Below are 9,050 nucleotides of genomic sequence, written 5' to 3' on the forward strand. Positions count from 1 at the left end.
CGTCTCTCGTCTTGAAATCCGGCATCCAGCGCCGGGCTGTGGGCTTGTCTGTCCTAGATGGGGACAGCCAAACTGCTTTTCAACCGGAAGCAAGCTCCCGGCCACGGAATTTAGCGGTTGAGGGGCTCGATGCTCTCGTGATGGAGCACGGCACCAAACCGCTGAACTAAAAACTGCACGTTGGGATCCTGCTCCAGATCCCGGGTCACCTGCTCGCGCACCCCGAGATAGAGGCGATGCTCGATCTCGAGGGGGGTCTCCTTGTCAGGCACCACACCGAGCGTTACCTCGACCTGCACCGGTTGACCCAGCGCTGGCCCGATGATCTCGGCCAGATCGGCGCGCGCCTTGTCGCTCACCAGATGGCGCTGCTCGGGCTTGAGGGTTAGCAGTACCTTGTCCCCTTCCCGCGTCATCACCGAGTTGATGGCCAGCTGGCGCAGCCGCCCTCCCACCTGAGTGTGAGCGATCAACTCGGCCCAAGGGTCGCCGCAACCATTGAGCAGCGAGGAGGGAATCAGACGGGTCGCCTCCCCCTCTTGCGGCTCGCTGTCGCTTTCGAGCTCATCCCAGTCGATGGTCTCCATCACTGGTTGAGGGGGTTCATCCTGCGTCACAGGGGCAGCAGCCACCGCCGTGCTTGCAACGGGCGGCTGGGTCGCTGGGGTGGACGTCACCGCTGGCGCCGCAGCGCTGCGCTCACCGGGTCGATAGCTCGGCTGCCCGTCGAGATCCCAGGGTGGCAGATCGGTTGGCTGGGCCGGTGCCGTGACGGGGGCGTGACTCATTGCTGGAGCCTGCTCGGCAAAGCCCTGATTGAGGTACTCTTCGTATTCCCCGTTGTCACCCTGTGGCTCGTAGCCATCGCCATAGAAATCCACCGGCGGCAGATCATCATAGTGACCCATCGCCGCCATCCCCTGCCCGGCCGGTTGGCCGATCGGAGCTGGCTGTTGCGAGACGACCGGTGCAGCAGCGGGCGCGACAGGGCGAGCTGGCGCAACTGGTACTGCGCGCGGCGCAGGCGCCGCCGGGGCATCCTGACCTCGCTGGCGGCTGCGCAGCATATTTCGCTTGCCAAGCAGACTCTGCATGCTCGATACCGCTGATACCGGTTCAGCAGCGGCAACAGGCGTTGCTGTCGCTGCGAGCGCGGGCTCGAAGGGGGCGGTCAGCGGCTCGCCACGGGAATAGTCGGTATCGGCTGCGTCAGACGCTCGATCATCCGCATCTGCGGGCTGTGCAACCGAGTGCGCAGACACATCGGGCTGCACATGGGGTAACGCGGGCTCGGGTTGATACCCCATGCCTGCGGCTTCACGCAGCAGTTCATCCTGCTGGCTGAACAGCTCGGCGGCTTGTGCCTCCTCCTCGCTATCGGCGGGGTTGCCGATGTCATCCACCATCGAAGGCAGGGAGACATCAACCGCGGGCACGGCACTGGTAGCAACAGGGCTGGCTAGCGGTGCAGGCACGGCGCCGCTGATCGGTGCCAGTGCGGCCGATTCAGCGGCCGGGCGCTTTCCCGGCAAAGAGGCAACCGAAGTAGCGCTGCTCGCCGCACCGCTCGTCATTGACGGGGGCAACGCGGTGAGGCTGGCCGGATGCAGGGCATCACACCTTGGGGAGAAGGCGAGCATCCGCAGGCAGGTCATCTCCAGCGCAGTGCGGCCATCGGGGGCCCAGGGCAGATCTTTACGGCCACCCAGCACTATCTGGTAGCAGAGCTGCACCTCTTCCGGGCTCATCGCCTTGGCCAGTTGCAGCAGGGAATCGGCATCCGCCCCCTGCTCCTGCACACTGGCAGGCAGCAGCTGCGCCATGGCGATGCGATGGAGCAAGCCTTCCAGCTCGGCGTGGAGCTGATCAAAATCGGGGCCCAGGGTGGCGATCTCGGTGATCTTGGCCATGGTCGCTGGCGCATCTTGCCGCAAAATGGCTTCCAGCAGCTGGTGCAGATGGCGGTGATCGAGCGTGCCCAGCATCGCCAGCACGCTGTCGAGGCGCACGCTACCATTGCCGTGGGCCAGCGCCTGATCGGTCAGGCTCAGGGCATCGCGCATACTGCCGTCAGCGGCTTTGGCCAGGGCCAGCAGCGCACGCGGTTCAAAGGGCTGCCCCTCCTGATCCAGCACCCATTCGAGCTGCTTGGCGATCTGGGTCTGATCCAGACTCTTCAGATGAAACTGCAGGCAGCGCGAGAGAATGGTAATGGGCAACTTCTGCGGATCCGTGGTGGCCAGCAGAAACTTCACATAGGGGGGGGGCTCTTCCAGGGTTTTCAGCAACGCGTTGAAGCTGTGGCGCGACAACATGTGCACTTCATCGATGAGGTAGACCTTGAAGCGGCCGCGGGCCGGACGGTACTGCACGTTGTCGAGCAGCTCGCGGGTATCTTCCACCTTGGTGCGGGACGCCGCGTCAATCTCCAGCAGGTCGACAAAGTTGCCCTGATCGATCTCGCGGCAGGTATCACAGACGCCGCATGGGTGGCTGCTGATCCCCTGCTCGCAGTTGAGGCTCTTGGCCAGAATACGGGCGATGGTGGTCTTGCCGACCCCGCGGGTACCGCTCAGCAGATAGGCGTGATGCAGCCGTCCCTGATCCAGGGCGTTGGTCAAGGCGGTCAGCACATGTTGCTGGCCTACCACTTGTTCAAACGTATGGGGGCGCCATTTACGCGCCAGAACCTGATAGCTCATAAATCCATCATGCAGGGAAGACAGGGCATTGAGGCCGGATGCTAACACAAATGGCGGGCTGGCTGTATCGGCTATCGGTCAGAGCGGGAGGGATCGCTTGATTTTCAAACCGATGCCCGCAAGGGCACCGGTTCAATGCAGGCCCGATGCAGAGGATCGGGCAGAAGAGGCATTACTCGCCGGCCAGCTCGACCAGTGAGACTACCTTGATGCCAGCAGCAGTCAGGCGGGCATCGCCACCCAGAGACGGCAGGGAGATGATGAAGGCCGCATCGGCAACTTCACCACCGGCACGGCGGATCAGCTTGACGGTCGCATCAACGGTACCACCGGTCGCCAGCAGATCGTCCACGACCAGCACCTTGTCTCCAGGCACGATGGCATCGGTGTGCAGTTGCAGGGTGTCAGTGCCGTACTCGAGGGCATAGGACTCCTCGATCACTTCGCGCGGCAGCTTGCCCGGCTTGCGGACCGGTACGAAGCCCAGCCCCATGGCATAGGCAACCGGCGCGCCAAAGATGAAGCCGCGAGCTTCGGTGCCAACAATCTTGGTGATCCCTTGATCACGATAATGATTGGCCAGCAGATCGATGGTGGCCTTGAAGGCCTCGGCATTCTCGATCAGGCTGGTGATGTCACGAAACAGAATGCCCGGCTTCGGATAGTCGGGAATGGTCTTGATGCTTGCTTCGATAAATTTCAGGGTTTCCGGATTCATGTGTTGACCGCTTATTTTTTTGACCCAGGGGTGGCCATTTTTTCTCAATTCCCTTCTGCGGGAAATAAAAAAGCCTGTCACGCAAAAATGACAGGCCGACTCCATAGCATTATTGCTGCAATAGCTTAGGGACTTCACTTCACCATTGCAACTGGCTCCAGCACCGGCAGACGCATTAACCAGGTGAGCAGGATCACCATTATGATAACCAGCAACCCCTTGACCCACAGCAGTGGCACCACCGCCAGCGACACCGAAAAGGTGAGCAAAATGAAGATAATGGCGCGCCGTCTGGCCTGACGACGAATGCCGCGATACTGTTGCCAATCCACGATGGGCGGGCCAAACCAGGGATGGGTCAACAGCCAGCGATGAAAACGGGGCGACGAGCGGGCAAACAGGGCGGCAGCCAGCAACATGAAGGGGGTAGTCGGCAAGAGCGGCAGCACAATGCCCACAATACCAGTGGCAAATGCCAGCCACCCGAGCGCCATCAGACACCAACGCTTCATTCCTTCTCCTTGCGTGATTTATCTCCCTCTAGCCTAACAGAGTTTGAGCGGGTGCTGACAGCGGGCCGCAACCCCACTACAATCTGCGCTCTTTTTTCTCCCCACTCTCGTCGGAAAGCCGTTATGCGCGTTATTTTGGCCCCCATGCAGGGGGTACTGGATCACCTGATGCGGGAGGTACTCACCTCCGTCAATGATTACGATCTCTGCGTGAGCGAGTTTATCCGGGTCGTCGATCAGCTGCTGCCCGCCAAGGTGTTCTACCGCCTCTGCCCTGAACTGCTGCAAGATGGCAAAACCCGCGCAGGCACCCCGGTGCGGGTACAACTGCTGGGGCAACACCCTGAGTGGCTGGCCGAGAACGCCGTGCGCGCTGTCGAGCTCGGCTCCCCCGGCGTCGATCTCAACTTCGGCTGTCCCGCCCCTACGGTCAACAAGAGCAAGGGTGGCGCTGTGCTGCTCAAAGAGCCCGAGACCATCTACCGCATCGTCAAGGCGGTGCGCGAGGCGGTGCCCGCCCATCTGCCGGTGAGCGCCAAAATTCGCCTCGGTTACGATGACAAGGAGCTCTATCTGGAGAACGCTCAGGCGGTCTTCCAGGGGGGCGCTAACGAGCTGGCCGTTCATGCCCGCACCAAGCGCGAAGGGTACAAGGCCCCCGCCCACTGGGAATATGTGGACGCCATTCGTCGTGCCCTGCCCATCCCCGTCACCGCCAACGGCGAGATTTGGGATCATAAAGATGCCCTCGCCTGCGCCAAGGTCTCGGGTTGCGATGCCCTGATGGTTGGGCGCGGCGCCATCTCCCTGCCCAATCTGGCCAACGTGATGAAAACCGGCTGCCCGCACATGAGCTGGGCCGAGGTGCTGCAGTTGATGGTGAGCTATACCGAGCAGGATCTGGCCAGCGAAAAAGCCGACTACTACCCCAGCCGCATCAAACAGTGGTTCAGCTATCTCAAGCGGGAATATCCCGAAGCGGACCTGCTGTTTCAGGAGATCCGGGTGCTCAAAGAGACGGATCCCATCCGCGATGCCCTGCTGCAAGCAGCCAAAAGCCACGGCTAACCACGTTTAACTTGACGCATATCATCTTGATAGAGTTATCGGATCCCTATACTGCCCCGAATCTGTCGTCTGTCCTGTGGGGGATAATGTGTGTGAAATGACGCAAGCACAGTTGACTGTCTGGCGTAATCGCCTGCTGTCAGACTGGGCCCAAGTACGAGAAACGCTGATCGGTCAGCTTAAAGCTTGCCGCCGTGACGAGTGGGCCGAACAGGTCGGTCACTGCGAGCAGGATCAACTGGTGGAACTGACCAGCCGGCTGGATCTGCCGAAGGTTGAGCAGAGCGTGGCCCGCCTCAAGCGGATCGATGCGGCACTCTGTCAGATGGATCTTGGCCTCTATGGCCTCTGCTCCGATTGTGAAGAGCCACTGTCCATCGAACAGCTGGAACAGGATCCGACCCTGCAACGCTGCCCGCGCTGCGAAGCCCGCTATCGCAAGGGATTCCACGCCCACGAACTGTGATGGATGCACCTCTGTGCATCCACTCACCCCTCTTCTCTACTGGTTAGTCCGTCATTCCTGTCCAATACTCAACCCTATCAGCCGATCCGGGGGGATAAGGTGTGTACAGTGTCTTGCTGATATGGTGTTTATGCTGCCAAGCAATAGCACAAGAGCCCCTGGTTGTAGGCTGGACAGAGTGGCAACCCTTCAGTTTTCGCGATAAGCAGCAACAGTTGCGGGGGCTGGACGTTGAGCTGGTCCACGCCATCTTCCAGCGAGCCGGTTATCAGGCCAGATTCAGCGAAATGCCTTGGTCTAGGGTGCTTCATGAACTGCGTTTTGGCACGGTACAACTTGCCATGTCTGCCAATATCACCACCGAACGACAACAATATGCGCGATTCACCCATCCCTACCGGGAAGAGCAGGCCGTTATTATTATCCGCCGGCAGGATGAGCAACGCTGGCGCGACATTACCTCGCTGGCATCGCTGCGCGAACGAGCTGACTTCAATATTGGTGTCCTCAAGAATTTTGATTACGGCATTGCCTTTCGCCAGCTGATGACCGAACCCGAAATGCAACCACGCCTGCAGATACGCCTGAGGCTGGATCAGCTGTTGAAGATGCTACGGGCTGGGCGAGTTCAGGGGCTCGTGCTAGACCCCCACGGGATGCAGGGGTTGAGTCATGATGGAGATATACTTTCCGAATTCAAGATCCAGCTGCCGCTCGAGCAGACACCAGTACACCTGATGCTGAGCAAAGAGAGCACCACAGAGGCGCAACTGCAACGGATCAATCAAGCTATCCATCAGTTGAAACAGAGCCCCGACTATCAGCAGATCCTCGACCGCTACCAGTTCAGATCCCTGCAACCATAACAAAACACCCAATGAGCAAGGGGAGCATCCGCTCCCCTTGCCGTCTCAAGCAAACCCTACTCTGTCTCAAACTAGCCTTGTTGCGACTTGCCAAGACAATTTTGTCACCGTTGACATGATGAGTTACCTCTACCCGTCAGCATCCCAGCACAATGTCGGCAAGATGGGCGAAGTGGTGGATCTCGTGGGTCGCATCGCATTCGCCCGAGTGCCGCCTCGGGTTATACCAGCAGGTAGCCAATCCCTGTGACGCAGCCCCGGCAATATCAGTTTTCGGATTGTCCCCCACCATTAGCACTCTGGCCGGATCCGGCTTCCCCATCAGGGAGAGTGTGTGCTGGAAAATAGCCGGCGCCGGCTTGGTCACCCGGATCTCGTCAGAGATCACCAGGGGCTCGAACCACTCGCTCCAGCCCAGTTTTCCAAGTCTGCCACGTTGGGGGACGCTGAAACCATTGGTGATGATCCCCATCCGCACCTTGCTGCGCAATTGCTGCAGGGTCTCGACCACCCCTTCGAGGGGCATGCTAAGGGCAATGATCTGCTCCAGAAAGGTATTGTTCATCGCCATGGGGTCGGCGGCAACTTGCTGGGCAAAGAGGGAGAAGCGGGTCTGCTGCAGCACTGTCGCATCGATCTCGCCATCGTTGTACTGCTGCCAGAGCTCATGGTTGATAGCATGGTACTGCGCCATGCTGGCGTCATCGGCCTCCACACCATAGATCTGCAGCGTTTGCACCAGTGCCTCGGCGACCGGGAAATCGAGCAGGGTTTCATCCAGATCGAACAGCACCCAGTCATAGCTTGGTTGTTTCACAGAAATCCTTTTATCAGTCAGATTATTCGGAAGCTGAGTGCCCCACTCGACCGAGTGGGCCAGCCAGCAGATCCAGCGTGAACCGCACACCAAAGCCGGTCACTTCGCTGGAGACCACCCCATTGCCCCCCTTGTTGCGAAAACCGCTCAGGTCGAAGTGCAGCCAGGGCGTCTGCTCGGGGATAAAATGGGCAAGAAAGCGGGCCGCATCAATGTGATCCGGCGAACTGCCTGGTGCACACTGCAACAGATCGGCCCACTCGCTCTCGATATTTTCATCGTAATCCTCATCGAGCGGAAAGGGCCAGACTCGTTCACCGCTGTGCTGACCCAGCTTGACCAGCGATGCCAGCCATTCGTGGCGATTGGTAAAGACGCCGCTATAGCGACTGCCCAGTGCCCGCTTGCAAGCGCCGGTCAGAGTCGCATAATCGATCAGCAGATCCGGGGTATCCTGCGCCGCCATCGTCAGAGTATCGGCCAGCACCATTCGTCCCTCCGCATCGGTATCCACCACTTCGATGGTGAGACCATTCATCGCTGTCACCACTTCACCCGGACGATAAGCCTGGGGACCGATATGATTCTCGGCAATCGCCAACCAGCAGTGAACCTCATAGGGCAGCTGAGCCCGACTGATGGCATAAAGGGTACCCAACGCCACCGCACTGCCCCCCATATCGAGATGCATGCCATACATGCTGCCGGAAACCTTGAGGTTATAGCCACCTGAGTCATGGCAGATCCCCTTGCCCACCAACGCAATGCGGCGTACCGGCTTGGACGGGTAGTAGCTGAGCTTGACCATGGCCCCCTGATTATCTTCCGAACCGCGGGCTACCGCCAAAAAAGCCCCCGCTCCCAGCTCGGCCAGCTGCGCCTGATCGTAGTGATGGCACTGCCAACCTTCATCCTGAGCCAGCTGGCTGACGAACTCGCGATAGCTGGCCGCAGTCAGCTCCGAGGCGGGTAACACCGCCAAATGACGAGCCAGCCCATTGCCCCCTGCTTCGCTGTAGATACGAGCGAGATCCAGCACTACAGCAGGAGAGACCGACACATGCTGATAGTTCCAGCCACTTTCGCTACGGCTTTTGCTGGTCGGCAACGGTAGATTGGCGGCCAACAGAGCCGACAACATCAATTCAGCCAGCATCACCCGCTCTGAGGGGGAGAACCCCTCCAGATGCAGCCCGAGCCGCTCTACCTTGAGCCCGGAGAGCGGGGCTATCCAACCTCTGACCTGCTTATAAAGACGGTGATCCCGCGTCACATTGCCGGTCACCAATATGACCAGCAACAGGGTGGAACCATGCATCAGGGTGAAAGGTGCTTTTTGCCCAAGCGCCAACTGGGTGTTGATCCCCGACAGGGCCGGTAGCGACAGCAATGCCTCCTTTTGCTCTTCGGCGATCAGCAGCAGTTGCAATGGCAAGCCCTGTGAAAGGGTCTCGGTCAGCGTGGCATCCCGGCTTTCAATAGCAGGAGGAAGATAGGTAAAAGGAGTGATCACAGGCGCGTGCCTCATCCATGAAGAGATATCTGATGATACCTAACAAATGGTCGAGACGACCAGTTATGGTCTTGAAAAAGCGCAGGAAACAGCATTAATCGCCATCGGTTGCATACCCGATGGAGATATATTCAATGTAATGAGGGGGAAAAGAAGAAAACTATCAGGAAGTTGGTTGCGGGGGCCGGATTTGAACCGACGACCTTCGGGTTATGAGCCCGACGAGCTACCGAGCTGCTCCACCCCGCGTCCGAATTGTCACCCTCAAGCCGAGCAGTAGCTTGATGGCGTTTGTCTGCTTTCGACTGTTTACACAATCGCAGGCTGACGAAAAGTTGGTTGCGGGGGCCGGATTTGAACCGACGACCTTCGGGTTATGAGCCCGACG

Annotated in this window: 8 protein-coding genes and 1 tRNA gene; 3 read left to right on the forward strand and 6 right to left on the reverse strand. The window is 59.4% G+C overall.

What is annotated here, in order from left to right:
* Positions 1-110: 110 nt before the first annotated feature.
* The 3 genes from dnaX to G5253_RS18710 all read right to left on the reverse strand — a co-directional run bounded on the left by dnaX (position 111) and on the right by G5253_RS18710 (position 3,932).
* The gene (gene dnaX, locus G5253_RS18700; RefSeq protein ID WP_421204006.1) at positions 111-2,702 is read right to left on the reverse strand and encodes a DNA polymerase III subunit gamma/tau; all 2,592 of its coding nucleotides are present in this window, start codon (positions 2,700-2,702) and stop codon (positions 111-113) included.
* Positions 2,703-2,874: 172 nt separating this feature from the next.
* Positions 2,875-3,420 carry an adenine phosphoribosyltransferase gene (gene apt / locus G5253_RS18705; protein WP_005352403.1) on the reverse strand — a complete coding sequence of 182 codons (546 nt, stop codon included), beginning with the start codon at positions 3,418-3,420 and terminating at the stop codon, positions 2,875-2,877.
* A gap of 134 nt (positions 3,421-3,554) precedes the next feature.
* Complete coding sequence (locus G5253_RS18710) at positions 3,555-3,932, reverse strand: YbaN family protein (RefSeq protein WP_064335934.1); 378 nt, start codon at positions 3,930-3,932, stop codon at positions 3,555-3,557.
* Positions 3,933-4,055: 123 nt separating this feature from the next.
* Here G5253_RS18710 and dusC point away from each other — a divergent pair, with 123 nt between their 5' ends.
* The 3 genes from dusC to G5253_RS18725 all read left to right on the forward strand — a co-directional run bounded on the left by dusC (position 4,056) and on the right by G5253_RS18725 (position 6,332).
* Positions 4,056-5,000 (forward strand): tRNA dihydrouridine(16) synthase DusC, encoded by a 945-nt coding sequence (dusC, locus tag G5253_RS18715; protein WP_266135691.1) that lies wholly within the window; start codon positions 4,056-4,058, stop codon positions 4,998-5,000.
* 97 nt (positions 5,001-5,097) lie between these two features.
* Entirely contained in the window at positions 5,098-5,466 is a 369-nt protein-coding gene (locus tag G5253_RS18720; protein WP_019445807.1) for a TraR/DksA family transcriptional regulator, read from the forward strand.
* A 158-nt stretch (positions 5,467-5,624) separates the two neighbouring features.
* Complete coding sequence (locus G5253_RS18725) at positions 5,625-6,332, forward strand: substrate-binding periplasmic protein (RefSeq protein ID WP_266135705.1); 708 nt, start codon at positions 5,625-5,627, stop codon at positions 6,330-6,332.
* 136 nt (positions 6,333-6,468) lie between these two features.
* Here G5253_RS18725 and yjjG read toward each other — a convergent pair whose 3' ends face one another.
* From yjjG to G5253_RS18740, 3 genes are all read right to left on the reverse strand, one after another.
* The gene (yjjG, locus tag G5253_RS18730; protein WP_216953489.1) at positions 6,469-7,149 is read right to left on the reverse strand and encodes a pyrimidine 5'-nucleotidase; all 681 of its coding nucleotides are present in this window, start codon (positions 7,147-7,149) and stop codon (positions 6,469-6,471) included.
* A gap of 22 nt (positions 7,150-7,171) precedes the next feature.
* Complete coding sequence (locus G5253_RS18735; RefSeq protein WP_266135690.1) at positions 7,172-8,662, reverse strand: M17 family metallopeptidase; 1,491 nt, start codon at positions 8,660-8,662, stop codon at positions 7,172-7,174.
* Positions 8,663-8,834: 172 nt separating this feature from the next.
* Positions 8,835-8,911, reverse strand: a tRNA-Met gene (locus G5253_RS18740).
* Between the last annotated feature and the right edge of the window lie 139 nt (positions 8,912-9,050).

Source organism: Aeromonas sp. 602658, assembly GCF_049173005.1.
Taxonomy (GTDB): Bacteria; Pseudomonadota; Gammaproteobacteria; order Enterobacterales; family Aeromonadaceae; genus Aeromonas; species Aeromonas veronii_A.